Source organism: Butyricimonas paravirosa, assembly GCF_032878955.1.
GTDB classification, from domain to species: Bacteria; Bacteroidota; Bacteroidia; order Bacteroidales; family Marinifilaceae; genus Butyricimonas; species Butyricimonas paravirosa.
Window position 1 is genome coordinate 4,660,214 of sequence record NZ_CP043839.1, and the last position, 25,812, is coordinate 4,686,025.

Consider the following 25,812-nt stretch of genomic DNA (forward strand, 5'->3'; position numbering starts at 1 on the left):
GGGTGAATTTTTTTTCTTGTAACTGGTTCGTTTGCAGGAATTCTCGTTTTTGTGAGAAATATTTTGGAAAATAAATTGGAAAATCGTTTTGTTCGGATGGAAATTATGCATAATTTTGTATTCCGATATGAAGATAGAACATCAAAATATTCGGCGAAGATTGTTTTTATGCCTGCAGTTTAGGCAGAGACATAGTCGTTGTTTTAACAAGATACAGAAAACCAACATTGTCGTTAGTTGACATTGTTGGTTTTTTTTTATATGGGAGAGTATGAACGAACATAAACACTTTTAATATATAGAATTATGAATAAACGTAGCTTAGTATCCATTACCGACTACTCGAAAGAGGACATTTTGGAAGTATTGAAAATAGCTTCTGAATTTGAGAAAAACCCAAATCGTAATTTATTAGAGGGTAAGGTGGTTGCTTCCCTGTTTTTCGAGCCATCTACTCGTACGCGTTTGAGTTTCGAAACAGCTATTAGTAGAATGGGAGGTCGTATTGTCGGATTTTCCGATGCTTCATCCTCTAGTACGACAAAAGGGGAATCATTGAAAGATACGACCAAGATGGTGGATAACTACTGCGACTTGATTGTGATGCGTCATCCTTTGGAGGGTGCAGCCCGTTTTGCCAGTGAGGTTGCTGATGTGCCGGTCATTAATGCGGGAGATGGTGCCAATCAACACCCGACTCAAACCATGTTGGATTTGTATTCTATCTATAAAACGCAGGGGACCCTTGAAAATCTGAATATTTTCATGGTTGGGGACTTGAAATACGGAAGAACAGTCCATTCTTTATTACAGGCAATGAGCCATTTTAACCCGACGTTCCACTTTATTTCCCCGAAAGAATTGGAGATGCCGAAAGCCTACAAGTTATTCTTGGATGAATTGCATATTCCTTATTACGAGCATACCGAACTAGATGACGTGATCAATGATGCGGACATTCTTTATATGACACGCGTACAACGGGAGCGTTTTGCAGATCCGTTGGAGTACGAGAAAGTGAAGAATGTTTATATCTTGAAAAACTCCATGCTGGCTGGGACAAAAGATAACATGAGGATTCTTCACCCGCTACCTCGTGTGAATGAGATCAGCGAGGATGTGGACGATAACAAGAAGGCATATTATTTCCAGCAGGCTTTGAACGGGGTATACACTCGTCAAGCAATTATTTTCAAGACATTAGATTTAAAATGGTAATTAAAGAACAAAGAGATATGGCAGCAAAGAAAGAATTACAGGTTAGTGCCGTGGAGAACGGAACGGTAATAGATCATATTCCTGCAGAGAAATTATTTGACGTGATTAACGTGTTGGGAATCCAGAATTTGGAGAATACGGTAACTTTTGGTTACAATTTAATTAGTAGCAAGTTAGGTAAAAAAGGAATTATCAAGATTTGGGATAAATTCTTGAAAGATGATGAGATAAACAAGTTGGCTTTAGTTGCTCCGACGGCAAAAATCAATATTATAAGAGATTTCGAAGTTGCGGAGAAAAAAGCGGTTATGGTGCCAGAACACGTGGAGGGAATTGCTAAATGTGTGAACCCGAAATGTATTACCAACAACCAGAATGTTCGTACGAAATTCGATGTTGTCGGGAGTTCTCCTATCGTGTTGAAGTGTCACTATTGCGAGAAACTAACTGATCAAGAACACATTGTAATCATTTAACGATACAAAGCTAGTTACAAAAAGAATAGAGATACTTATGTATCTCTATTCTTTTGTTGCTAAACTTCTTTCTTTTTGTTTGTTTTTTAACGATTTGCTGGTTATAAACTTGATGTAATCGTAAGAGGAATATTTTTCCACTTTTTTGGTAATCAAATTGAACCTTTCTCTTGTTTTTTGTTGTTTTACAGCTAAAGTTCCGAAGTCTTGAATCGTAACTTTTTCACCTGCTTCAAGAGATTCCAGTATACAACTGATAAAAGTGTTAATGATTAATGCAGAAGTTGCTTGGGTGTGTCCACTTCTTTCTGCTACTTTTTTAGTGAGTTCTCTTTTGTTCATAATCAATTTGTTATATAATTCTACATACCGAATGTGAATTCGATTTTCATATGATTTAACGCCTTATTTAAAACTATTTGTCAGACTAAACGTTCATTTTACTAGACAAATATACCAAATTTTAGGAGAAACATGATGAATTCTTGCAAAAATATTACTAACAAGACCCTTACACGAAAGAAAAGGTATATAAAAAAATCTAATCTTTCATGCAAAAAGCAGTGTCAACTTTAATGAACGTTTTACTTGACACCTGTGTGATTTGTTTGTTTATATTTGTGATTCTGAATTTTTTTATAAAATGACTATTAATGTCTTTGTTTTAATTTATTTTGTAAAACGGAAGGGTTATGACAATAGCATATTTAAGGGTAAGCACAGGGAAACAACATCTTGAGAATCAGAAAGAAGAAATTGAAAAATTTGCTGCAAGGAAAAACTTGACCGTAAACCGTTGGGTGACGGAAGTGGTAAGTGGCAAAAAGAAAGAGCATGACCGGAAATTAGGGCGATTGTTGAAAAGTTTGAAAAAGGGAGACGTGTTAATCGTTACTGAATTATCCCGATTAAGCCGGACTTTGCTAGACATAATGTCGATACTTCATCGTTGTCTTGAAATGAATATAACGGTATATAGTACAAAAGATGGTTATGCTTTTGACAATAGCATCAATAGTAAAGTTTTAGCTTTTGCTTTTGCCTTGGTGGCAGAAATTGAGCATAATCTGATTTCGATGAGGACTAAAGAAGCTTTGGCTCACCGGAAGTCGGAAGGCGTACGTTTGGGACGTCCACCGGGAAAAGGAAAGCAAAACGTATTGCTGGATAACCGGGAAGAGATTAGCCATTTGCTTGAAGAGGGGATGTCCGTGTCGGCTGTCTGCCGAATCTATCACATCTCACGAGAAACATTTTATGCTGTAAACCGAAAGTATCAGCTTTTCTAAAAAAGAAAAAGCTGAACGTGCATGACGTTCAGCTTGTATGGAGAATTAAAAGTTCTATTCTTCCAAGAAATTAGGATACATATAGTTCGTTGCCGGAACAAACGTTTCTTTAATGGCTTGTGGTGAAACCCAACGCAATAAATTGAAGATCGTTCCTGCTTTATCATTAGTACCGGATGCACGACCACCACCGAAAGGTTGTTGATCAACAACAGCTCCTGTCGGTTTATCGTTGATGTAGAAATTACCGGCCGTGTGAGTTAAACGCTCTGTCATTTCCTCGATGTTGGCACGATTTTTAGAGAAAATAGCTCCGGTAAGAGCGTATGCCGATGATTTGTCCAGAATATCTAATGTTTCATCTACTTTTTCCGGATCATAAACGTAAACGGTTAAGATCGGACCGAATAATTCTTCCCGCATGGTAATGTAATCCGGTTTGAAAGCTTGGATAATGGTCGGTTGGATAAAATATCCGGCACTCATATCGTAATGCCCGCCGATAATCACTTCTGCATCTTCCGATTTGTTTGCAACATCAATCGCGTTAGACAATTTAACGAAAGATGCCTCATCAATAACGGCGTTTACAAAGTTCGTGAAATCTTCAACTCCACCAACTTTTATGCTAGCCATGTCCTCTTGCACGTAGTTTTCTACTTCGGGCCAGATATTGGCAGGAATGTAGGCGCGTGAGGCGGCAGAACATTTTTGTCCTTGATACTCGAACGCCCCGCGTACGATAGCTGTTGCCACTTCTTTAGGACATGCTGTCGGGTCGGCGAAAATATAGTCCTTACCTCCGGTTTCCCCAACAATTCTCGGATAACTTCTGTATTTATCAATATTTTTCACGATAGTAGCCCAAATATCATTGAATACTTGAGTTGATCCCGTGAAATGTATACCTGCAAAATCTTTATGAGAGAAAATAACATCGGCAGCCGTCGGGCCTGAGCAGTAAACCAAGTTGATAACACCGTCAGGTAGTCCGGCTTCTTTTAGAATTTCCATAATCAGATGTGCCGAGTAAACGGCAGTCTTGGATGGTTTCCAAACGCAAACATTACCCATTAATGCCGGGGCTCCCGGTAAGTTACCCGCGATAGAGGTAAAGTTGAATGGAGTAAGGGCGAAAACAAATCCTTCCAAAGGACGCCATACTGTACGATTCCAGATCCCCGGAGCGGAATTCGGTTGCATATGGTATATTTCGTACATGTTTTTCACGTTGAAACGGAAGAAGTCAGCTAATTCTGCCACACAATCGATTTCTGCCTGGAAAGCATTTTTGGATTGTCCTAACATGGTCACGGCATTCATCCGTTGACGATAAGGTCCGGCTAAAAGATCAGCCGCTTTTAAGAAAATGGCAGCCCGACTTTCCCAGCTCATTTTTTCCCAAGCCGGTTTAGCTTTTAATGCAGCATCAATTGCCATTTGCACGTGGCTGGCATCCCCTTGGTGATAGTGTCCGAGCAGATGATGATGATCATGTGGCGGACGAATATCTACCAGTTTCCCCGTGCGAACTTCTTTCCCGTCAATGATCATTGGAACATCGGCAACGATAGAACGCAATTGATTGATTTGTGACTTCAATTCTTTTCTTTCCGGAGAACCCGGTGCATAACTTTTGATGGGTTCATTGGTAATGTTTGGTAGTTTAAATACTCCTTTGGGCATATTTTATTCTTTTATGTAGTTAGTATTCTTTCTAAATTTCCCAAATATAAAAAATATTTGATGGATAAAACAAGATATTTGTCATTTTTTATATGATTTCGTCGGGTCGCAGGTTATTTTTATGTGCAAATTTTGAATTTGCAACCTGTAACTTGTGAACTTGTAACTTGTAACACACGGGTAAACTCGTTTGCCCGTGTCTATAAGTTTCGTATATTTGCACTCGTTAAAATATAGAAGGTTTTATTTTGCATGATGATATATGATTTCAATTAATAATGTAAGTGTTTTATTTGGAGATTACGCGTTGCTTGACTCTATCTCTTTTCTGGTGAACAAAAGAGATCGGATTGGTCTGACTGGGCGTAACGGGGCCGGAAAGTCTACATTATTGAAGATATTGGCCGGGGTACAAGAGCCTTCCGAGGGAAGTGTATCTGTTCCTTCCGGGTTGAAAATCGGGTATTTGCCACAGACGAAAGTGTATGCAGAAGGTAAGACCGTACGGAAAGAGGCGGAAACAGCGTTTAATGATGTGCTGGATTTGCAGGCAGAATTGGAGCGTTTGCATCGGGAATTGGGCGAGCGTACAGACTACGAGTCGGATAGTTACATGGCGCTGATTGATAAATTGAACGTGAAGACCGAGATGTTACATATGCGAGGGGCGGATAATATGGACGGTGAAGTTGAGGTCGTGTTGAAAGGATTGGGATTTCGGCAAGAAGATCTGGAACGGCGGTGCGAGGAATTTAGTGGGGGATGGCGTATGCGGATCGAGTTGGCTAAAATATTATTGGCACGTCCCGATGTTTTTTTATTGGACGAGCCGACAAATCATTTGGATATAGAGTCTATATCTTGGTTGGAGTCATTCTTGCAAGGTTATCCTGGGGCTGTGGTTCTTGTTTCACATGACCGTGCATTTTTGGATAATATTACAACCCGGACGGTAGAGATCTCACTGGGAAAGATATATGATTATAAGGTATCGTATACACGTTTTACCGAATTACGTAAGGAACGTATCGAGCAACAGCAACGTGCTTACGAGAACCAGCAAAAGCAGATTAAGGATACGGAGGATTTTATCGAGCGTTTTCGTTATAAGGCGACAAAAGCGGTACAAGTACAATCCCGGATCAAACAACTGGAAAAAATAGAACGAATCGAGATTGAACAGGAAGATTCTGCACGAATCAATGTGCGATTTCAACCGGCGGTACGTTCGGGGGATATTGTCGTGAGTGGGCGGGATTTGAGTAAAGCGTATGGTGATCACGTGGTACTGCATGAAGTGAATCTTGATGTGCTGAGAGGAGAGAAAGTTGCTTTTGTCGGAAGGAACGGAGAAGGTAAAACAACTTTGGTGAAGATGATCATGGATCAGATCCCCTATGAGGGAAACCTGAAGATCGGGCATAACGTGAATATCGGGTATTTTGCGCAGAATCAAGCTGATTTGCTTGACCCTTCGTTGAGTGTTCTGGATACGGTAGACCAAGTGGCAGTAGGTGAAATCCGGAAGAAAATCCGGGATATATTAGGGGCTTTTCTGTTTTCCGGAGAGGATGTCGACAAGAAGGTGAAGGTGCTTTCCGGGGGAGAGCGTACCCGCTTGGCAATGGTACGTTTGTTATTAGAACCTTATAACGTGTTAATTTTGGATGAGCCGACGAATCATCTGGATATGCGCACGAAAGATATATTGAAAGATGCGTTGAAGAAGTTCGAAGGTACTGTGATTGTCGTTTCTCATGACAGGGATTTTCTGCTTGGGTTGGCAGATAAGGTGTATGAATTCGCCAACAAGGGGATAAAGGAATACCTGGGAGGTGTTGCGCATTTCCTAGAGGCTAAGAAACTGGAATGTTTCCGGGAATATGAACAGATGCACCCTCGAAAATTGCAGCAGGAGGATGTTGTGGAAGAGGAGATTGTTTCTGAAAATAAAATTGCTTTTGAGGAACGGAAACAATGGAATAAAGAGATCAAAAAGTCAGAAGTGAAGATCGAGAAGTTAGAAGTGGAAATTGCTGATTTGGAACAAAAGATCGGGGAGGCAGAGGGAAAAATGGCAGAAGGCGTGATTAATGATGAGTTATTAAAAACTTATGATGAGATGAAAAAACGCTTGGAAGTCTGTATGGAAGAATGGGAAGAGGAGAACGGGCATTTGGAAGAATTGAAAGCTAGAAATTAATAATAACGAATAAGATGGCAAAGTTTAAACAAGAGTGTATTTTCGGAATCCGGGCCGTGATGGAGGCTATACAGGATGAGAAGGAAATTGACAAGGTGATGTTCCGTCAGGGAATAAAGGGGGAGTTGTTCCAACAATTATTTTCGCTGGTGCGTGAACGTCAGATTCAGTTCCAGTACGTACCCGAAGAGGTGTTTAAACCGTTTGCCGGGAAAAATCATCAAGGAGTTTTGGCAGAGGTTTCTCCAATTCCTTACCAAGACATAAATACGGTCGTGGATGCTGTGGTGGCGGAAGGGAAAATACCATTAATACTTATTTTGGATCGGATTACTGATGTTCGAAATCTGGGTGGAATTGCCCGTACGGCAGAGTGTGCCGGGGTGAGTGCCATTTTAATTCCGAATAAGAATTCTGCAAAAATATCTTCTGATGCGATTAAAACATCTGCCGGGGCTTTATACCATTTGCCTGTTTGTCGGGAGAAGAATCTCAAAAAGACGATAAAAGAATTGAAACGAAGAGGGTTAACTTTATTTGCAGCCACGGAGAAAGCGGATAAATTTTATACCGAAGTGGATATGAAAGAGGGATGCATGATTATTATGGGAGCGGAAGATACCGGTATTGATGAAGAGTTGTTAGTGTTGGCTGATCAACAAATTAAAATTCCCCAGTATGGGAAAATAGAATCTCTGAATGTTTCTGCTGCTGCTGCGATCCTGGTGTATGAGGCGGTGAGACAAAGAAGGTAGAAATCTTACTTAGTATAAACGAAATAAAGCAGACAAGTGTCTGCTTTATTTCGTTTATTTATTTGATTAAAGTCTTCTATCATACCAGGAATCCCGTTTGGTTAATTTCAAATCCCTCAATAAAGAGGATCGGACGTGAATTTCAAAGTTGTAAGACTGGTGCTGTCCGAACGGCATACAGTTGAATGTCATTTCCCAACAATGTAAGTCTCTCGTGACACTAAAACTGGTTGAAGTAACTTCTTTGTTTTTAATATCATATCCCGATTGGAACGTGAGTTTCCATTTAGGGGTTAACGAGAGGTCTCCCGAGAAGTTAACAATCTGACTAATAGTTGGACTTCTATAAGGACTGGGTCTTGAATAGGTAAAATTGTAACTGATACTTATATTCCAAGGAACATCGAAATCCATGTAATCATCGTAAAATCCTCCTACGAGGTCATTCTTTTTCTCTTTATTTTGTCCATTATCCGCGGAAAAACTAAAATTGGTAGAGATTGTTGCGTTGGTTAAACGTCCTAGTTTTCCGTGATATTTATTATATCTTACATTATTTGTATCTATCGCGTAAGGGTCAATGGTACCGCTGAAATTCAAATCTACTTTGTTATTCAATATTTTGGTACGTGCGCTTATGGAGATATTTGAAAAGTTCATACTGTCGGCGAAGGGATTATAAGATGTTGAAAGTCTGAAACTCTCCAACAGTTTTACTTTTTTGAATTCTTCGTCTCCGGTTGTATCCTTGTCATTTCGGACTTTCATTTCGACATTGTTATCCAAACTGAAACTAATACTCCCGGATTGTTTACCGCCGGTAGTGTTCGGACGATAGGTTAAACCTTCGTGAATGTCATATTCAACCTCTTTCTCTCCATCGAAGTAGCTCTTTTTGTAGTTACCCAAGGGTTTTATGGCGGGGGTATAGGATGCCGATATGGAAGGACGTATCATGTGCCGGATGGCAACGACTTTACATCCCGGTTTGAACATGAACATACCATATATGGTTGGGGTATACCCGATTGATCCGCTGGCTGAATAATCGTGCGAGTAATTCAACCCGGGGACATCCCGTGTGATAAATTGCCCACCGTTAGCACTCGTGTCCGGGATCCATATTTTTTCAATGGTTTTGAGGTTCAAGTAGCCGTTGTAATTTAAAGAGGGAGTGAAAGTCACGTCCTTGGCAATCTTAAATTGTAAACTGATCGGGATATTGTGTTTAAATCCATTACTCCAGTCTCTTTCAAAAGAAGATTTGAACAACTTGTCTTCTTTGGTTTGGATACTATTTCTTAATTCGGCAGAATAAGATACACCAATATTGTCATACCATTTCATTTCACCGCTTTTCCCTTTTTTACGGAAAGGATAGATTTGTGTCATCCGGAGACTCAAATTCGGTAATGTTATAGCAATAGAGGAATCCCGGCTATTCTGGCTATGATTGAACGAACCACTCAAGCTGAACGGACTTTCGGGCCATTTTTTACTCCACGAAATACTGGATTGCTTTCTTTGGTTGGCAATTCCGTCTACCGTGTTGGCATTATAGTAGTTGTTATTGGCGGATGACATATCCACGGAAGCAGAGAATGAACTGTACGGGTTTGCTTTTCCATCTTGCGTGTGGGTCCAGCGTACAGACCAGTCAGATGATTCCTGATAATCAGGCAACCCCTTTTCACTGACATAGTTTTTACTGATCGTGAAGTTCAGATTACCGTTGAATTTGTATCTTTTACGGTACTGGGTTGCGTATTGTAAACCCCAAGAACCGTTGGTGTAAATATCCCCGGTGATGTTCATATCAATATAGTCATTGATATAAATATAGTATCCACCACCTCTCAAGTTAAATCCTCTCATTCGTTCCTCTCCGTAAGTGGGCATGATAATTCCCGACGTGGCTTTTTTCGTGATCGGGAAAAAGCCGAAAGGAATAAAGATCGGTAAAGGAATTCCTTCCAGTTCCAAATTGGTGAAACCGACGAATATTTTTTTGTCCTTGATCATCTTCGCTTTGCTCATGTTTAGCCCAAAGTGAGGATGGTCGTGTTCGTCGCAGGTCGTGTACATACCGTGTTTCACGCAATAGACGGAGTCACTCATCTTTTTGGTTGTTTTTCCTTGAATATAACCTTCTCCTTCCTGGGTGATAATCTCGGTTACGTAACCCTTTTTCGTGTCAAAATTATAATGTAATTCAGTACTTTCAAATTCCTGACCACCATCTTTAAATTTGGGTGTTCCTTTTAATTTCCCGACAGAATCGGGTACTCCGGTTGCCATGGCTAATTTTTTATCCATGTCTAGTTCGATGTAATCGGCTCTTAACTCTGTTGTGAGGTATTTCACGAAACCATTTCCGTATAGATATACTTTTTTCTCTTGTATTGAAAATCTGACAGAATCGTCCGCGTTATAATCGATCAAGTCGTCGAATAGAGGTTTGGATTGTGTGGAATCGTTACGAATAGTGTCTATCGGGATTCCTGCAGAATCATAAACGATACGAATGCTATCACCGGGTTGTCCCGTTGTGTCAATGGCCGTGATAAAGAGATTTTGTCCGAAAATAATCTCGGACGCCAAGCCATTCGATGAGAGTATTATGGGCAGGGCGATCATTGTTAAAATGATACATTTCTTAATAAAAAGCCCTGTATATAATCTAACTTGCAATTTTATAATTATTTTTGTGACTAATTATTGCATCACGCATATTGCATTTTTGCTTTGCAAATGTAAGAAATAATGGTTGTTAATGCTCATGATTCTTTTTAAAAAGTTTTAAATACATGATAAATCAGTGCAGGTTCATATGTTTCTTGTTGGTAATCTTTTTATTAGAAGGTTCAAATTCTTTGATTGCACAAGAAGCTTTGGGTAAAATTAATTGTATTTGTATTGATGCCGGACATGGAGGAAAAGATCCGGGAGCTATCAGTGGAAAGCTGAGAGAAAAAGATATAACGTTGGCAATTGCCCTGAAATTGGGGAAAATGGTGAAGAGTGCCTATCCTGATTTGAATGTCGTATACACGAGAACAAAAGATGTCGCCGTAGATTTGAGAGAACGGGGACGGATTGCAAATAAGGCCAAAGCGCAATTGTTTATATCCATTCACGTGAATAAGTTTTCCAAATCAAGCGTGAGAGGCGTGGAAACATACGTGTTGGGGTTGCATAAGTCGGAGGCCAGTTTTCAGGTTGCCATGAAAGAGAACGAGGCTATTCATTACGAAGAGGATTATTCTGTGAAATATGATGGTTTTGATCCGAAAAAGGCAGAGTCATATATCATGTTTAATTTTTTGAAGAATAGTCATTTGAAGAATAGTATGGAATTTGCCGCACCTATACAAAAGGAGTTAATCGCGAGAACTCGTATGCCGGATCGGGAAGTAAGGCAAGCGGGATTTATCGTGTTGATGGACGTGGGGATGCCGGCAGTTCTGATTGAGACCGGTTTTATTTCGAATCCGAGTGATCAAAAGATTTTAACGTCTGAATCGGGACAAACGAATATTGCCCGGGCTATATTTACGGCTTTTCAGACCTATAAGAATAACGTGGAACGTAACAGTGTCGTGTTGACCGGTGGGCAGGATGAACAAAAAGTGATACCAAAACAAACTCCGCAGGTGCAAAAGCAAAACCAGAAAACTTCCACGGTAGAAAAGAAAGAAGTAGAGAAGAATGTTACGACTTCTGGTAAGAATGATTTGTTTTATGCGATACAAGTTGCCTCTTCCAAGACACAAATAAAAGATCTTCGGTATCTGAAATTGAAAGATAAGGTGGAGGAGTTGAAGGGAACAGACCGTTATCGGTATTACGTGAAGAGAACTTCGAGTTACGAGAAAGCGTTAGAGTTTCAACAAGAAGTTCGGAAAACGGTAAAGGATTGCTTTATTATTGCTGTCTATAAGGGAAAACAAATTACCGTGGCTGAGGCAAGAAAGTTAGAACAGAAGAAATAAATGAAGAAATAAAATAATACTCATGAAAATAAGAAGAGAAGCGAAATTAGCCCTGACCGCGTTGGCTGCGGTTTTTATCTTGATTTGGGGAATAAATTTCTTGAAAGGTTCGTCCTTGTTTGAATCCAAAAGTACATTTTATGGTGTGTATGATAGTGTAGAAGGATTGAAAGTGTCTAGTGGCGTTATTTACCGGGGCTATCAGGTAGGACAAGTAATTTCGATTCAATTTACGGGAGAACGGTTCGATCGGGTACTCGTGAAGTTTTCGGTGGATAAAGGGTTGGAGTTGCCATCAAACACGTTGGCCATGATTCAGAGTGCTGATTTAATGGGTTCAAAAGTCGTTGCTCTGGTACCGGGAGATTCTCACGTGACTGCGGTAAGTGGAGACACCCTGCGGTCCCAGGTGGAGCGTGGACTTATGGAACAGGTAAGCCAGCAAATGTTGCCATTGAAACAGAAAGCCGAGCGTTTGCTGGGATCATTGGATTCAGTGATGTTAATTGTTCAAGGGTTGTTTAATGAGGAAACAAAAAAGAATTTGAGTAATAGTTTCGGAAGTATTGATCGAACGTTACGTAATTTGGAGGGAGCCTCGGGAAATTTGGATACCTTAATACAAGGGGAGTCCGCGAGAATCAGTTCTATCTTGCAGGATGTAAATAGCATCACGGGTAATTTGAGAAATAATAACGAAGAGATTTCTACTATTTTGGGGAATGTATCCGCGATAAGCGATTCTTTACGGCAGGCAAGTTTACACCAGACATTGATGAGCTTGGATTATATTTTGGCTACAACCGATTCGATAATGAATAAAATAAATAGAGGAGAGGGAACGATAGGTGCTCTTTTAAATGATAATGATCTCTATTATAATTTGAATCAAGTGAGTGAAAATTTGAATCGTTTATTAGTTGAGTTCAGGTATAATCCGAAACGCTTTATAAATCTTTCTCTGATTGATTTTTCTTCAGGAAAAAATGCTCTTGAAGAATATGGCGTGGTGATTTTCGAGTCTTCAGAACGATTGGATATTAATTCTGAATTGTATGTGCAAAATCCTGGATTGAAGGAGATTAAGTATAAGGATAAATATCTTTACATCATTGATAGCTACAAGAAATTGAAACCTGCCCAGAGGAAATTAGACGATGTTATAAAGCGTTATAATGATGCTTATATTGTTAAAATTGACTTTATTTGAAAATTAGAATTGTTCTAAATAATGCTTTTGGGAGGCTGAATTTTGTTAACATAAAAAACTAGTTTTAAGAATCAAAAAAATATAGCGTAGTTCATTTTTTTTCCTTAGGTGCTAAAGCTTTATCCCTATGATAGGTTAATTAGAATGTTACGTTTATGTTAAGAATCTGTTGCAAAAAAGAGACGATAGGTAATTGTGTTGATTTGGATTAAAGTTTTGGTTGTCAATGGTTTGCATCTAAAGGATTGATACCTAAAACGTAAGCAAGAATCGATAAAAAACAAGTGAAAGCATCATTTTTTTTCCAGGATTTTTTTTTCGAATTTAGCGTTCCATTTCCTAGAAATGAGATAGGGATATAAACTAATAGATAAATGAAAAGGGATTGTAAAAGTGTTTGGTCGGAATGTCTAGACTTGATCAAGGAGCAGGTGTTGCCAAGAACGTTTAAAACTTGGTTTGCACCGATTCGTGCATTGAGTTTCAAAGATGATGTGTTGACAATTCAAGTGCCGAGTCAATATGTTTATGAATGTTTGGAAGAGCATTTTGTGGATATATTGAGAAAGGCTGTTCGTACCGCTATTGGTCCGAATGCAAAACTTGAATATTCGGTTGTAGTAGAAGAGAGCCATCCTCGTGACCCTCTCTCCGTAACGATGCCTTCCAATAACATGAAAAAGGTGGAACCAAACACGGTATACGTGAATGGTAAACCGGATAGTGTTGCCCCTAAAAATCCTTTTGAGCGTAATAATAATCGTTTGCAGATAGACCCTCAATTGAATCCTTCTTACACGTTGGACAGTTATATCGAGGGAAGTTGTAATCGTTTGGCAAAATCTGCTGCCGTGGCTATTGCACAAAATCCGGGAGGTACGGCTTTTAATCCCTTGTTAATATATGGGGGGTCCGGATTGGGGAAAACTCATTTGGCTCAAGCTATCGGTATGGAGGTAAAACAAAATTATCCCAACAAGGTTGTGTTGTACGTGACCACGAATGTTTTCCAGACTCAATTTACGGAAGCCGTACGTAAAAATGAGATAAATGATTTCTTACATTTCTATCAGTTAATTGACGTGTTGATTCTGGATGATATTCATGAGTTGGCCGGTAAGACTGCCACGCAGAATACATTCTTCCATATATTTAATCACTTGCATCAATCGGGAAAGCAATTGATTTTGACATCCGATCGTTCTCCGGCTGAATTGAGTGGTTTGGAAGAACGTTTACTTTCCCGTTTCCGTTGGGGATTGTCTGCCGAGATAAAAGCTCCTGATTTTGAAACTCGTATGGAAATTGCTCGTTTTAAGGCGCATAAAGATGGTATTGACTTCTCGGATGAGGTATTGGAATATATCTGTAAATATGTAAGTAATAACGTGCGGGAATTGGAAGGAGCAATGATTTCTTTGCTGGCCCAGGCTACATTTAACCATAAAGATCTGACAGTTGATGTGGTGAAGGATATTTTGGGTAAAATGGTGAAGAATCAGAAAGTCGAGTTGACCGTGGAACATATTCAGCAGGTTGTTTGTAATCATTTTAACATGGCTCCCGAAATGTTGCAAGAGAAGACGAGAAAGCGGGAAGTTGTTCAGGCTCGTCAGCTGGCCATGTATTTCAGCAAGACTTACACGAATGCATCGTTGGCATACATCGGTAAACAAATTGGTAAGAAGGACCACACAACCGTGTTGTATGCTTGTAAGGCTGTTACCGATCTGATGGAGACCGATCGTGCTTTTAAGGCTCAAGTGGAGGAACTCCAAAAGAAACTTTATTGCCGTAACTAATTATCACGTTCCTTTATGGAGGAGGATAAATATAGAACTGTAAACGCGATTGCCGAAGGCCTGTACAAGGAAAAAGGCAGTCGCTTTATTTCTTTTATTTATCCCGTGAAATCCGAAGAAGAGATTAAAGATATTGTTACCAGGCTTAAGACGAAGTTTTATGATGCCCGACACCATTGTTATGCTTATTGCCTAGGGGCAAACCGGGAGCGTTTCCGGGCGAATGATGACGGGGAACCTTCTTCTACGGCGGGTAAACCTATCCTCGGACAGATTATTTCCAATGACTTGTCCAACGTGCTTATCGTGGTGATCCGGTATTTCGGGGGAATTAAGTTAGGGGTATCCGGTTTGATTCAAGCCTATAAAGAAGCTGCTGCCGATGCGATCAATCATGCAGAGATCGTGGAGCGAACGGTAGATGAAGTTATTCACGTGCGTTTTACTTATGTCGTGATGAATGACGTGATGAAAGTATTGAAAGAAGAAGAACCGGACATTTTATCCCGAAATTTTGAGATGGAATGTGAGATGACTTTGTCTATCAGACAGAAAGATATGCCTCGTCTTAGAGAACGTTTGTTGAAAATCGAGTCTTTGAGTATCGAAGAATAGCGAATTTCATTTGCCCCTCCCTTTGGGAGTATACATTGGTGTATAAAAAAGGATCCGCTATAATTCGTTTATTATAGCGGATTGTCATTCGAACTGTGATCCAGCTGGGACTCGAACCCAGGACCCCAACATTAAAAGTGTTGTGCTCTACCGGCTGAGCTACTGAATCCTTCAATTGTGTTTCTCAATTGCGGTTGCAAAGATAGGTATTCTATTCGAATTTCCAAAGGACAAAAGGATTTTTTACAAAAAAAAGACAAGATAAAAAGAATACTTTAGCCCCCATAGATGCTCTTTTTATCGTGATATACCCGAATGTCACGTTAAGACTTTTGATATTCGGAGCATTCGCCATTTGTCCGCTTATGGTTATCTGCGGGCTACACTTTGGCCGCCGATGGGCAGGGAAAAGAACAAATCATTTTCATTGTAGGTACATAGCAAGTACACTGGAGATTGTTCTTGCTATGTTCCTGCTGTGTGTGTGCTTGGTACTTGTCATAGCCCATCACTAGCCTAACCCCGGAGTAATTATGGACGAATGTTCGCCTTCGGCGAGTTATAGGCTACAAGTTGCAGATTCATCTTTTAGTTTCTCCTGGCAGGGAGAGGCGTTATTTTGAAATAAAATTTTGTGGCTTGTCCTTTATTATAATAGAGGTAATTGATGTAACATATTTTTGATCCTGATTGCCGTGCGAGGCATGGGTTCCGCAATTGTCAGGCCTACTAATTCTTTTTCTGCGGCAATGTCCTTTATTACCCGAATGACTTCTTCCATTTTCATCCCATCGGGGTCTGTACCAACAGCAGCGATGATTTCGGCAGGATCAAGTACATCCATATCAAAATGGATAACGACTTTCGACGCTCCGCATGATTTCAACCAAGTTTTGATTGCATCACTGTTTTGTGCAACATCTTTGGGCGTGAGATGTTTTATTCCGTATTGCTTTTGGCGTTCTTTGATTTCTTCACGTTCCCAGTTGCGTAATCCCACGAGTAATATGTTTGATGGGGTAAATCGGGTGGGTAATTCCGCTAGAATTTTGGTGTCTCCATATCCCATGCAGGCAGTTACGGCCATGGCGTGAAATCCGGGATAGATGTCTCCGGGGAGTGTGATGTCGGGATGTGCATCAATCCAAATTAGGGCAACATCGTTCTTGTATTTCTGAGCCAAGTAGGTAAAGGGAGCGACACTGACCGAACATTCTCCGCCGAGTGTTACGATTTTATCGGGATTACTGACTTGTAGCATGTTTAATGCAGCTCTTGTTTGACGGACTATAATATCCCGGTCGAGGACTCCGTCTATCACCTTTCGATCCGTGATTTCAGTCGAAACTGGAACGGTTAGTGTTTCTTGACCATTGTCCGGGGCCAGGAAATTTAAGAGTTGTGCCCCCAAGACATATCCCCTTGAGGCATCATCGGGATTTTCAACCTCTGTAATCAATTTTACGATATTGGCACCTTGCCATTGAGGATAGATCAAACGAATTGTTTTTGTTTCTTTTTCCATATTCTGCTGGTTTATTCTATTTTGCCCCTTTATTGTTTTCATACAAAGTTACATAGTCTTTTTCCCTTAAACAAGTATTGGTAAATTATTCCGTATAGATTATTGGGGTAATCTTCAAAAAAAAACGGAAGTTTCGGTTGACTCGGTTTGTTGAGGGAGTATTTTGTAGTCATATTTGCTATATTGTTGCATTTTGGATGGAAAATGTTGTATTTTATCTTTTAATCTCTAACTTTGTTAGGAATAAATGTTGAACAGACATGAGTCAGTATTTATCGTGTGAGGAAAAATCATTTTACAATTAGATATGGACAAGAGAAAAATAGTTAAGATTGTGGCCAAAAAAAATGGCATGTCACAAAAGGATGTGACGATGGTATTTGATGAAATTTTCAGTACGATGTTAGAAGGGTTAAAAGAAGAGGGGCATGTGGGGGTTTTGGGCTTTGGATCTTTCAACGTGAAAAAATGTGCTGTTCGTCATCGATATGTTCTTTCAACCCAAAAAGTCGTTTTGTACCCCGAAAATAAAAAAGTTATTTTTAGGGTGGCGAAACAATTTAAGTTTAAGGCAGATGGAGTAGGAGAGGAGTAATTCGAACTCATCACTTGATGAATTCTGTATGAATGAAGAAACGTCCGGGAGTAATTCCCGGACGTTTCCTTTTATATAAATTGCAACCTAATTTTATTTTGATTTCGGTCGGAAGATCATATCAACAACATCGGCACCCTTGAATAATTTCTGGGTGAATTTCTTCACGTCTTTTGTTGTGATCTTGTCAATAATATCATCGAAGTTTTTCGGGTCAGTTACATCAATTCCACGAAGATAATAAGTTTGAATTGCACTCATCCAATATGCATTGTGAGGTTTGCTTTGTTCATTATTTTTCTTCAGGATAGTAGTTACCTTGTCGATCTCTTCCTGTGTCGGACCTTCCTTCATTAATTTGTCGATTTCGGCATAGATTAATGATTTCAAATGTTCTGCTTTATCCGGATCGCAATCAAAGCTCATGCTCATGCTGTAGCTTTCGTACGGTTCTTTAGAAGATCCAGATTGAACACCTACACCATAGGTTCCACCTTCTTTTTCACGGATATTGGTCATGTATCTTTGATCCAGTACGCCTTTCAAGATATTCAAGCAAAGATTGTCGTGAATGCTTGTTTTCATCTCTTTAGAGAAACTGGTGATTACAGTTGCTTTCGGAGTGGTCAGATCCAGTTCAATAACTTTTTCAGTTCTTCCTTTCGGTCCTCTCACTTTGTTATCCACCCAATTTTCTTTCCGGTTGTAAGATTTTACAGATCCCAAGTATTTTTCAACCAATGGTTTTACGGTTTCTGCATCAATGTTACCCACGATGAAGAATGTAAAGTCGCTGATGTCTTTGATACGGTCGCGGTAGATCTCCTCGATTTGTTCAATACTGACTTTATCTAAAAATTCTTTACCGAACAACAATGTTCTCGGGTTATAATTGCTCATGATCATGCTAACAGAGTCTTGCATAATCTTTTGAGGATTGTTGGCTGAGTTCTCGATGGCAGCGTAGTTACGTTGCATCATGGTATTGTGTACTTCTTTGTCGAAACGAGGCTTCTCGAAACGCAAGTAGATCAGCTGCATCAAGGTTTCGAAATCATTCGGAGTAGATGCACCACCGACTGATTCTGAAAGACCGCCAATGCTTACACCGGCTTGGGCTTGTTTCCCGGTTAATAATTTTCTCAAGGTTATTGCGTCATAGTCTCCTAATCCGTAAGCCCCGATAAATTGATCTGTGACTTGGGCAGATGCTAATTTGTCGATACCATATAATGAAGTACCACCCTTACTGTAAGAACTTACTTGTACTTGGTCTTTTTCGTAGTCGGCTTTGCGGAATACTACTTTTGCCCCGTTTTCCAAGGTCCACTCTTCAGCATCGAATTGCGGTAATTTTTTGGTAGCGATAATCTTGGAACCTTTCAAGTCCTCGTTGATTAAAGATGCCTCTGTTACTTGGTCTTTATAAGGCTCTAAATTAGAACTCTCAACTTTGTCCAACACGGCGATGGCTTCTTCTTTCGTGATGTGTTTAACTCCTTCAGACGGGCCTTGTGCCACGATCACCATGTTTTTCCGGTTAAGGTGTTTTTTAGCTAAAGCTGAAACTTCATCCACGGTGATGGTCGGGATAATAGCTTTAGCAAAATTGTAATAGTAATCGAAGTCTATGATAGGCTCTCCCTCAAGGAAGTTAGATTGCATCTCACCGATATAATCTTCGGAGGTAGTTTTGTCTTTTTGTTTGTAAGCAGATTCCAAACCTACTAGCATGTTGGTTTTTGCTCTTTCAAGCTCGCCTTCCGTGAAACCGAATTTCTTTACTCTTTCGTTTTCACGATAGATAGCTTCCAGTGCTGCTGCTTCTTCATTCGGTTTTGCCGTGGTAGAAATAATATAAGTACTCCATCCTCTTACAATGCCGCCACCGAATCCGGCTTGTGCGTTAATGAAAGGAGGATTGCCTTTTTGAAGTAATTCAGAAACGCGTTGTCCCAACATGGTATTGTAGAAAGATTGAAGAATACTATTTTTCAGGTATTCATGATTCTTTTCTTCTTTCGGGGTAGAGGGGTATTTGATATACACGCTGACAGACGATTGAGTTACTTCTTTGTCCGTTGCGCATACGAAGTAAATATCGTCGTGAGGGTTAACCGTGAACTCTTCTCTCACGGCCGGATTCACCGGAGTCGGGATTTTGGAGAATAATTCTTTTACTTTTTTCTCCATCTGGTCTACGTCGAAATCACCAACAACAGCGATAGCTTGCAGGTCCGGACGATACCATTTGTGATAATAATCACGAAGGGTTTGGTATTTGAAATTCTTAATAATGTCCAAGTTACCGATAACATCTCTTTTCGCGTATTTAGAGTCTTTCAGTAATACCGGCATGATTTGGGCACGGATACGGAAACTCGGGGTTCTTCTGGTTCTCCATTCTTCAGAGATAACTCCTCTTTCGCCATCGATTTCGTCATCGACTAATAAAAGATAATGCGACCAGTCGTGAAGTACGAGTAGACAAGTATCTAATAAATCAGGATTGGTTGTAGGAACCTCGCTGATATTGTAAACTGTCTCGTCTTGTGCCGTGTAAGCATTCACGTTTCTTCCGAATTCAACACCGTGTTTTTCCAACATGTTGGTAATACCTTTTCTTCCCGGGAAATGCTTGGTCCCGTTGAATGCCATGTGTTCCAAGAAGTGAGCTAAACCGTCTTGATCATCATTTTCCAGGATAGCTCCCACGTTTTGGATGATGTAAAAACTTGCTCGTTCTTTGGGTTCCGCGTTATGGCGGATGTAATAAGTCAATCCATTAGCTAGTTTCCCGATGCGAACGTTCGGATCCATGGGAAGTGGTGCCTTCATGTCATATTGGGCGAACAAGCTAGTGCTGATCAATGCCAATAAAGCACACACGATTAATAATTTTTTTGCCATACGAATTATTTTAATGTTTTAATGTTTGTGTCTGCAAATATAGCAAAGTGTAAGTAATTTTGTTCTGATACGTTAATTCTTTAACGTTAATTTAGGGGTTAAGTGTGAAAATAGGGAAAAATAGAGGGGTTTTTAGATTATTTAGAACGATTCGTTGTTAATGGGGTTTAACTTATCCGGTGGTTTATCGTATACGCCTGTAAAACTTTGGGAAAGATATGATGCTGTTGAAAATAGATATAAACAAATGGTTTTCTTGGTTGAATTTGGGTATTAAAGACCCTTCCACGGCCTCGGCAGTAGAGGTCCTCTTGCAGATCGCAGTCATTTGTCTGATTGCTTTTTTATTTACATTCTTTCTGCGCAAGGGAATAACCCGGGTGATCGGGGGAATGGTGCGTCGTACGAAAACCAAATGGGATGATATTTTTTTCGAGGAGCGTGTTTTTCAGAAAATATTTAATCTGATACCGCCGATATTTATAGATTTTGCTTTTAAAATCGTGTACGGGAAGTGGCAACATATAGAACTTTTTCATCGGTTTATCGTGGCTTGGATACTCGTGGTTGCCGGTTTCGTGATTGTTGCCGTGCTGGATGCGATAAACCGAATCTATGATTCGTACCCGATCGCGAAAGATCGTCCGATAAAAGTTTTCGTGCAGGTGATTAAAATTTTCGTGATTTCTGCTATTATCATTACAATCGTCAGCGAGTTTATCGGGGAGTCCCCCCGTAATTTACTGGTCGGGTTGGGGGCGTTTGCTGCGGTTTTAATGTTGATATTCAAAGATGCGATATTAGGTTTTGTGGCCGGAGTTCAATTACTGGCCAATCAGATGGTGCGTATCGGGGATTGGATCGTGATGCCGAGCAATAATGCAAACGGGACGGTGTTGGAGATCAACTTGTATACCGTGAAAGTACAAAATTGGGATATGACGATCACGACGATTCCCACCTATCAGTTAGTGTCCGCTTCTTTCACGAACTGGCGGGGAATGCAGGAGTCTGCCGGTCGTCGGATTATGCGCTATATTAATATAGATATGCTTTCCGTCCATTTTCTTTCGGATGAAGAAATCGATACTTTACGTAAATCGAATGTCTTGAAAGGGTATATTGAAGATATGTTGCCGAAGTTGGACGAACAAAATAAAGGAATATCTGACGTGTTGGATAAACGGAAGTTGACGAATTTAGGCGTGTTTAGACAGTACGCCGTGCGCTGGCTGGAAGCCAATCCCGATTTGAATATAGATATGACATACATGGTCCGGCAATTACAACCGACGGCAACAGGTATTCCTCTGGAGGTGTATTGTTTTTCCCGGATTCAAGAATGGGTAGCCTACGAGAAGGTTCAATCCGATATATTCGATCATCTGTTAGCCGTGATTCCTTATTTTAACTTGCGAATCTATCAATACCCGGAGATTATCAAAACCCCGAATTGATTCAAGAACCGATCCATTTTTTGATTTATGATTTCCGATTCAGTGATTCTTGCTCTCAATTTAATGCTCTTTTCAATCACGTAATCGTTTAATCGGCAATTACAAAATCTTTTTCATTCTAAACTCTTTTCTACTGCCTCGATAAAGTTTATGAATCCTCTGGCTGGGAAAGTTGGATTTTTATACTATTTTTGAAGGCTAAAAATAATTGGATGAGCAGTAAAAAACGAAAATATTGGAATAAGCTGAGGAACCGCTATAAGTTGACGATATTTAACGAGTCTACTTACGAGGAGGTAATGCACCTTCGGCTCTCTCCGTTGCACGTTCTCACGGCATTAAGTACATTGGCCGTCGTCTTGATTATATTGACTATCATGTTGATTGCTTTCACGAATTTGCGGGAATTCATCCCGGGGTACCCGAGCCAACAGTTGAGACGTCAGATTACACAAAACGCTCTACGGGTTGATTCCCTATTAAACGAGGTGCAGAAGAAGGATCGTTTTCTCCATTCCATACAAACTATTTTGAGAGACGAAAACTTGGACACGACGAGTTTCGTGTCGATGCAGCAGAATGTAAAGGTAACCTATGATACTTCGATGTTAGGTATGTCGGAAGAAGAGGCCGGTTTTCGGGAAATCGTGGAAAAAGAAGAAAAATACAATTTAACCCTTGGGCATGTCAGTTCTTCCGATGATGATTTTTATCATTTCTTCTCACCATTGGATGGGGTGGTAACCAATCATTTTGATGAAACGACTCGTCATTACGGGGTGGATTTGGTGGCCAAGCAAAATTCAAATGTTTTGTCCGTGCTGGATGGCGTGGTCATTTTCACGGATTGGACAATTAAGACGGGTTACGTGATTCAAGTACAGCATAATGGAAATCTGGTTTCAGTATATAAGCATAATTCGGTATTGTTGAAAAAGCAGGGAGATTTTGTTCGTGCGGGAGAGGCGATTGCAGTGGTAGGGAACACGGGCGAAGAAACAACCGGACCGCATTTACATTTCGAGTTGTGGCAAGCGGGAAAAGCATTGAATCCGGAAACATTCATTAAGTTTAAATGATTCGCGAATAGTGGTTTTGGAGATTGTTTTGAAATGAAAAATATAGCAATATTGGGATCTACCGGGTCAATTGGAACGCAGACATTGCAGGTGATTGACGCTAATCCGGAACGGTTTAATGTAGAGGTTCTCACGGCAAATAATCAGGTGGAATTACTGGCACAGCAAGCCAGAAAGTTCAAGCCTAACATGGTTGTGATCGGAAATGAATCAAAATATTCCGAGTTAACCGAGTTATTGAAGGACGAGGATATAAAGGTATATGCCGGGAGCGAAGCTATTGCTCAAGTCGTGCAAACATCCACGATTGATGTGGTCGTTACTGCCATGGTTGGGTATAGCGGGTTGTTACCCACGATCAACGCGATTAAGGCGGGTAAGACGATCGCTCTGGCCAATAAGGAAACCTTAGTTGTTGCCGGAGATTTAATTAACCGGTTGGTTGAGGAATACAAGGTGGCGATATTACCCGTGGATTCCGAACACTCGGCTATATTCCAGTGTTTGGTGGGCGAACACAACAACCCGGTGGAGAAGATATTATTAACAGCGTCCGGTGGACCTTTCCGGGGACGGGATTATGAATATTTGAAGTCCGTAACGGCAGCACAAGCATTAAAACACCCGAACTGGAACATGGGGGCAAAGGTTACCATCGACTCCGCATCCATGATGAATAAAGGTTTCGAGGCGATCGAGGCAAAGTGGTTGTTTGGAGTAAAACCTTCACAAATAGAGGTGTTAGTACACCCGCAATCCGTTGTTCACTCGATGGTTCAGTTTCAGGATGGAAATATAAAGGCACAGTTGGGAGTTCCGGATATGCGTTTGCCGATCCAGTATGCACTGACTTACCCGGAACGGGTACATTCGGAGATACCGCGTTTGGATTTTGGTATTTATTCCGATCTCACGTTTGAAAAACCGGATATAACGACCTTCCGAAATCTGGGATTGGCTTACGAGGCCATGAACCGTGGAGGGAATGCCCCCTGCGTGTTAAATGCGGCCAATGAAATTATGGTGGCAGCCTTTTTGAAAGATGAAATTTCTTTCACGGCCATGTCGGATGTGATTGAACGAACGATGGAAAAAGTGAGTTATATTGTCCAACCTACCTTGGAAGATTATATCGCTTCAGACCAAGAAGGCCGACGAATAGCAAAAGAGGAATTTCTCAATCTAAAATCTAAAATTTAAAATCTAAAATAGGTATATGGATGTATTAGTAAAGATATTACAGTTTTTGTTGAGCCTCTCGATTCTGGTTATGTTGCATGAGTTGGGGCATTTTGTGGCGGCAAAAATATTTAAAGTACGAGTGGAGAAGTTTTTTATTTTCTTCAACCCGTGGTTTTCCCTGTTTCGTTTTAAAAGGGGAGAAACTGAATACGGGATGGGATGGTTGCCTCTTGGCGGATACGTGAAGATTGCAGGAATGATTGACGAGTCCATGGATCTGGAGCAAATGAAAGAACCGGCAAAACCTTACGAGTTCCGCTCCAAACCGGCTTGGCAAAGATTGATCATCATGATCGGCGGGGTACTTGTTAATTTTATCCTGGCGTTTTTCATTTACATCATGATTCTTTACGCGTGGGGAGAGCAGTACTTGCCTACCGAGAATGCGAAATATGGAGTTGTATGCGACTCCTTGTTACTTAATGCCGGGTTGCGAAATGGGGATATGATCTTATCCTTGGACAATAAAAAAGTAGAGAATTTCTTCGAAATTCCGGGGTATATCTTAATGGAAAACCCGAAGACGATACAGGTTATGCGGGATGGTCAGGTGATGAATATAAATCTTCCTTCTACATTGATCGGGGAGATGCTGGCCTATTCCTCGAAAGGGTTTAAGCGGATAGCCTTACTGACACCCCGTTATAAATATGACGGTTCGATACAAGGGTTTGCCGATGAATCACCTGCCCGGAATGCCGGAATGTTGGAAGAAGACCGGGTGCTGGAATTAGACGGACATTCATTTACTTTCTATGACGAGTATATTGATTTGATACGTTCACACCGGGACAGTATATTGAATACAAAAGTATTGCGTGGGAGCGATACCCTTTCTATCCCTATTGCTCTTGGAAGTGGTAAAGTGATCGGGGTGTATCCGAAAGTGATAAACGATTTCGAGTACGCCGTGAAAGAATACTCCTTCTTTGGTGCTATCCCCGCGGGAATTAACATGGGATTTGACTGGATCAAGTCCTATCTGAAACAATTCAAATTATTTAAAAACCCGGAAGCTTTCAGGTCCGTGGGAGGATTTATTTCTATCGGGAACATATTCCCCAGCGTGTGGGATTGGCGGGCTTTCTGGGAATTAACGGCCATGTTGTCCATTATTCTGGGCGTAATGAACCTTTTACCTATTCCGGCATTGGATGGAGGGCACGTGATGTTCTTGCTCTACGAGGTGATAACACGTCGCAAGCCGAATGAGAAATTTATGGAGAACGCCCAGATCGTGGGAATGTTCTTCTTGTTGTTCTTGTTGTTGTTCGCGAACATCAACGATATATTGAAATTATTTGTTTAGCTATAAAATGTACAATTATGAGTGAAATGGTTGAGCAATTCCGGGCATACCGGGCTAAAATGAACGAGAAAATACTGGCAGCCGATAATAAAGTGATCAAACGGATCTATAATCTGGATACCAATACATATATGGACGGAGCTTTATCCTCAAAAGTAAAAGAAATGTTGGGATTAGCGACGTCAATGGTGTTGCGTTGTGATGATTGTATCAAATATCATTTGGAAAAATGTCATCAGTACGGGGTGACCACGGAAGAGTTGTTCGAAATATTCTCTGTTGCCAATCTGGTGGGAGGAACCATCGTGATCCCTCATACACGGCGGGCTTTGGAATATTGGGAGGAGTTGCAGGGAATGGCCGGGAATGACTAATTAATATATTGCCGAATTCGAGCAAAATAGGATGGGTTCATAAATAGATTTTATACCTTTGTGCAATATTTGTAT

The 25,812-nt window shown here is 40.5% G+C and carries 20 protein-coding genes and 1 tRNA gene; 15 read left to right on the forward strand and 6 right to left on the reverse strand.

Annotation, left to right across the window (positions count from 1 at the left end):
* Positions 1-306 precede the first annotated feature (306 nt).
* The gene (pyrB, locus tag F1644_RS18805) at positions 307-1,218 is read left to right on the forward strand and encodes an aspartate carbamoyltransferase (RefSeq protein WP_087421736.1); all 912 of its coding nucleotides are present in this window, start codon (positions 307-309) and stop codon (positions 1,216-1,218) included.
* A 17-nt stretch (positions 1,219-1,235) separates the two neighbouring features.
* On the forward strand, positions 1,236-1,694 hold the full coding sequence (gene pyrI / locus F1644_RS18810; protein ID WP_162613827.1) for an aspartate carbamoyltransferase regulatory subunit: 459 nt from the start codon (positions 1,236-1,238) through the stop codon (positions 1,692-1,694).
* A 45-nt stretch (positions 1,695-1,739) separates the two neighbouring features.
* Here pyrI and F1644_RS18815 read toward each other — a convergent pair whose 3' ends face one another.
* Positions 1,740-2,075 carry an HU family DNA-binding protein gene (locus F1644_RS18815; protein ID WP_317147153.1) on the reverse strand — a complete coding sequence of 112 codons (336 nt, stop codon included), beginning with the start codon at positions 2,073-2,075 and terminating at the stop codon, positions 1,740-1,742.
* A gap of 311 nt (positions 2,076-2,386) precedes the next feature.
* Here F1644_RS18815 and F1644_RS18820 point away from each other — a divergent pair, with 311 nt between their 5' ends.
* Positions 2,387-2,983, forward strand: coding sequence for a recombinase family protein (locus F1644_RS18820; RefSeq protein WP_087421739.1), 597 nt, complete (start codon positions 2,387-2,389; stop codon positions 2,981-2,983).
* 54 nt (positions 2,984-3,037) lie between these two features.
* Here the strand turns inward: F1644_RS18820 and pruA are convergent, their stop codons facing one another.
* The gene (pruA, locus tag F1644_RS18825) at positions 3,038-4,669 is read right to left on the reverse strand and encodes an L-glutamate gamma-semialdehyde dehydrogenase (RefSeq protein WP_118304890.1); all 1,632 of its coding nucleotides are present in this window, start codon (positions 4,667-4,669) and stop codon (positions 3,038-3,040) included.
* Positions 4,670-4,931: 262 nt separating this feature from the next.
* On the opposite strand from pruA, the gene F1644_RS18830 reads away from it, so the two are divergent.
* Positions 4,932-6,872: an ABC-F family ATP-binding cassette domain-containing protein gene (locus tag F1644_RS18830; protein ID WP_118304891.1), complete on the forward strand. Its 1,941-nt coding sequence runs from the start codon at positions 4,932-4,934 to the stop codon at positions 6,870-6,872.
* Positions 6,873-6,886: 14 nt separating this feature from the next.
* Positions 6,887-7,627 (forward strand): 23S rRNA (guanosine(2251)-2'-O)-methyltransferase RlmB, encoded by a 741-nt coding sequence (gene rlmB, locus F1644_RS18835; RefSeq protein WP_087421742.1) that lies wholly within the window; start codon positions 6,887-6,889, stop codon positions 7,625-7,627.
* A 66-nt stretch (positions 7,628-7,693) separates the two neighbouring features.
* Here the strand turns inward: rlmB and F1644_RS18840 are convergent, their stop codons facing one another.
* A complete protein-coding gene (locus F1644_RS18840; RefSeq protein WP_229782456.1) occupies positions 7,694-10,318 on the reverse strand; it encodes a putative LPS assembly protein LptD in 2,625 nt (874 codons plus the stop codon).
* Between the two features lie 116 nt (positions 10,319-10,434).
* On the opposite strand from F1644_RS18840, the gene F1644_RS18845 reads away from it, so the two are divergent.
* The 4 genes from F1644_RS18845 to F1644_RS18860 all read left to right on the forward strand — a co-directional run bounded on the left by F1644_RS18845 (position 10,435) and on the right by F1644_RS18860 (position 15,246).
* The gene (locus F1644_RS18845) at positions 10,435-11,619 is read left to right on the forward strand and encodes an N-acetylmuramoyl-L-alanine amidase family protein (protein ID WP_118304893.1); all 1,185 of its coding nucleotides are present in this window, start codon (positions 10,435-10,437) and stop codon (positions 11,617-11,619) included.
* A gap of 22 nt (positions 11,620-11,641) precedes the next feature.
* Positions 11,642-12,829, forward strand: a complete 1,188-nt coding sequence (locus tag F1644_RS18850; RefSeq protein ID WP_087421745.1) for an MlaD family protein — start codon at positions 11,642-11,644, stop codon at positions 12,827-12,829.
* Between the two features lie 374 nt (positions 12,830-13,203).
* Complete coding sequence (gene dnaA / locus F1644_RS18855; protein WP_087421746.1) at positions 13,204-14,631, forward strand: chromosomal replication initiator protein DnaA; 1,428 nt, start codon at positions 13,204-13,206, stop codon at positions 14,629-14,631.
* 15 nt (positions 14,632-14,646) lie between these two features.
* Positions 14,647-15,246: an IMPACT family protein gene (locus tag F1644_RS18860; RefSeq protein ID WP_118304894.1), complete on the forward strand. Its 600-nt coding sequence runs from the start codon at positions 14,647-14,649 to the stop codon at positions 15,244-15,246.
* A gap of 96 nt (positions 15,247-15,342) precedes the next feature.
* Here F1644_RS18860 and F1644_RS18865 read toward each other — a convergent pair.
* A tRNA-Lys gene (locus tag F1644_RS18865) sits at positions 15,343-15,415 on the reverse strand.
* Between the two features lie 480 nt (positions 15,416-15,895).
* Entirely contained in the window at positions 15,896-16,813 is a 918-nt protein-coding gene (locus F1644_RS18870; RefSeq protein ID WP_308424609.1) for an arginase family protein, read from the reverse strand.
* 265 nt (positions 16,814-17,078) lie between these two features.
* Here F1644_RS18870 and F1644_RS18875 point away from each other — a divergent pair, with 265 nt between their 5' ends.
* The gene (locus tag F1644_RS18875) at positions 17,079-17,366 is read left to right on the forward strand and encodes an HU family DNA-binding protein (RefSeq protein WP_087421749.1); all 288 of its coding nucleotides are present in this window, start codon (positions 17,079-17,081) and stop codon (positions 17,364-17,366) included.
* Positions 17,367-17,459: 93 nt separating this feature from the next.
* Here F1644_RS18875 and F1644_RS18880 read toward each other — a convergent pair whose 3' ends face one another.
* Entirely contained in the window at positions 17,460-20,276 is a 2,817-nt protein-coding gene (locus F1644_RS18880) for a M16 family metallopeptidase (RefSeq protein ID WP_118304895.1), read from the reverse strand.
* Between the two features lie 218 nt (positions 20,277-20,494).
* On the opposite strand from F1644_RS18880, the gene F1644_RS18885 reads away from it, so the two are divergent.
* From F1644_RS18885 to F1644_RS18905, 5 genes are all read left to right on the forward strand, one after another.
* Entirely contained in the window at positions 20,495-21,733 is a 1,239-nt protein-coding gene (locus F1644_RS18885) for a mechanosensitive ion channel family protein (protein ID WP_229128227.1), read from the forward strand.
* Between the two features lie 212 nt (positions 21,734-21,945).
* Complete coding sequence (locus F1644_RS18890) at positions 21,946-22,812, forward strand: M23 family metallopeptidase (RefSeq protein WP_087421751.1); 867 nt, start codon at positions 21,946-21,948, stop codon at positions 22,810-22,812.
* 33 nt (positions 22,813-22,845) lie between these two features.
* Positions 22,846-24,012, forward strand: a complete 1,167-nt coding sequence (locus F1644_RS18895; RefSeq protein ID WP_087421752.1) for a 1-deoxy-D-xylulose-5-phosphate reductoisomerase — start codon at positions 22,846-22,848, stop codon at positions 24,010-24,012.
* A 16-nt stretch (positions 24,013-24,028) separates the two neighbouring features.
* On the forward strand, positions 24,029-25,363 hold the full coding sequence (gene rseP, locus F1644_RS18900) for an RIP metalloprotease RseP (protein ID WP_118304896.1): 1,335 nt from the start codon (positions 24,029-24,031) through the stop codon (positions 25,361-25,363).
* Positions 25,364-25,380: 17 nt separating this feature from the next.
* Entirely contained in the window at positions 25,381-25,737 is a 357-nt protein-coding gene (locus F1644_RS18905) for a carboxymuconolactone decarboxylase family protein (RefSeq protein WP_087421754.1), read from the forward strand.
* Positions 25,738-25,812: the final 75 nt, after the last annotated feature.

What these genes read in the sequence shown, in the direction of transcription:
- pyrB (WP_087421736.1), top strand. Translation starts at nt 307, where the DNA reads ATGAATAAACGTAGCTTAGTATCCATTACCGACTACTCGAAAGAGGAC.
- pyrI (WP_162613827.1), top strand. Translation starts at nt 1,236, where the DNA reads ATGGCAGCAAAGAAAGAATTACAGGTTAGTGCCGTGGAGAACGGAACG.
- F1644_RS18820 (WP_087421739.1), top strand. Translation starts at nt 2,387, where the DNA reads ATGACAATAGCATATTTAAGGGTAAGCACAGGGAAACAACATCTTGAG.
- pruA (WP_118304890.1), bottom strand. Translation starts at nt 4,669, where the DNA reads ATGCCCAAAGGAGTATTTAAACTACCAAACATTACCAATGAACCCATC.
- F1644_RS18830 (WP_118304891.1), top strand. Translation starts at nt 4,932, where the DNA reads ATGATTTCAATTAATAATGTAAGTGTTTTATTTGGAGATTACGCGTTG.
- rlmB (WP_087421742.1), top strand. Translation starts at nt 6,887, where the DNA reads ATGGCAAAGTTTAAACAAGAGTGTATTTTCGGAATCCGGGCCGTGATG.
- F1644_RS18845 (WP_118304893.1), top strand. Translation starts at nt 10,435, where the DNA reads ATGATAAATCAGTGCAGGTTCATATGTTTCTTGTTGGTAATCTTTTTA.
- F1644_RS18850 (WP_087421745.1), top strand. Translation starts at nt 11,642, where the DNA reads ATGAAAATAAGAAGAGAAGCGAAATTAGCCCTGACCGCGTTGGCTGCG.
- dnaA (WP_087421746.1), top strand. Translation starts at nt 13,204, where the DNA reads ATGAAAAGGGATTGTAAAAGTGTTTGGTCGGAATGTCTAGACTTGATC.
- F1644_RS18860 (WP_118304894.1), top strand. Translation starts at nt 14,647, where the DNA reads ATGGAGGAGGATAAATATAGAACTGTAAACGCGATTGCCGAAGGCCTG.
- F1644_RS18870 (WP_308424609.1), bottom strand. Translation starts at nt 16,813, where the DNA reads ATGAAAACAATAAAGGGGCAAAATAGAATAAACCAGCAGAATATGGAA.
- F1644_RS18875 (WP_087421749.1), top strand. Translation starts at nt 17,079, where the DNA reads ATGGACAAGAGAAAAATAGTTAAGATTGTGGCCAAAAAAAATGGCATG.
- F1644_RS18880 (WP_118304895.1), bottom strand. Translation starts at nt 20,276, where the DNA reads ATGGCAAAAAAATTATTAATCGTGTGTGCTTTATTGGCATTGATCAGC.
- F1644_RS18885 (WP_229128227.1), top strand. Translation starts at nt 20,495, where the DNA reads ATGATGCTGTTGAAAATAGATATAAACAAATGGTTTTCTTGGTTGAAT.
- F1644_RS18890 (WP_087421751.1), top strand. Translation starts at nt 21,946, where the DNA reads ATGAGCAGTAAAAAACGAAAATATTGGAATAAGCTGAGGAACCGCTAT.
- F1644_RS18895 (WP_087421752.1), top strand. Translation starts at nt 22,846, where the DNA reads ATGAAAAATATAGCAATATTGGGATCTACCGGGTCAATTGGAACGCAG.
- rseP (WP_118304896.1), top strand. Translation starts at nt 24,029, where the DNA reads ATGGATGTATTAGTAAAGATATTACAGTTTTTGTTGAGCCTCTCGATT.
- F1644_RS18905 (WP_087421754.1), top strand. Translation starts at nt 25,381, where the DNA reads ATGAGTGAAATGGTTGAGCAATTCCGGGCATACCGGGCTAAAATGAAC.